Source organism: Prevotella sp. OH937_COT-195 (genome assembly GCF_003932845.1).
Lineage (GTDB): Bacteria > Bacteroidota > Bacteroidia > Bacteroidales > Bacteroidaceae > Prevotella.
In genome coordinates this window covers 1-355 of sequence record NZ_RQZH01000184.1, presented here as the reverse complement: position 1 = coordinate 355, position 355 = coordinate 1, and the positions used below count along the sequence as shown (strand labels likewise).

At 50.1% G+C, this 355-nt stretch carries 1 pseudogene; it reads right to left on the bottom strand.

Annotation, left to right across the window (positions count from 1 at the left end):
* Window positions 1-167: 167 nt before the first annotated feature.
* A pseudogene (locus EII32_RS11835) lies at window positions 168-355 on the bottom strand (hypothetical protein); the annotation flags it as partial.

Genomic DNA, 355 nt, shown 5'->3' with positions numbered 1-355 from the left:
GTTCCTCAGGAAGTCCTTTCACCGTTCCTTGGGAAGTCCTTTGGCCGTTCCTTGGGAAGTGTTGTTCTTGCGAAGAATTTGTTTGTTCTCATTTTGTTAGAATTTTAATGTGTTTGAAATGAAATATGCAATAACGTGTATTTGTCGCTGCCTTACCTTATTAATTATTACAGGCTGCCTGTGAAGATGCTCATGATGCGTTGCCAGAACGAGCGGCGCGGCGGTGGGTCGGGCGGCGTGCGTCCCATACCCTCGGCGTTCACCCCGCGCCGATCCAGTTCGATGTCGATCATCCGGCGAACGGTGTCGAGCAGTTGCATGCGGTCGTCAAGAAAGCCTAAGTCTTCCTTGTCAT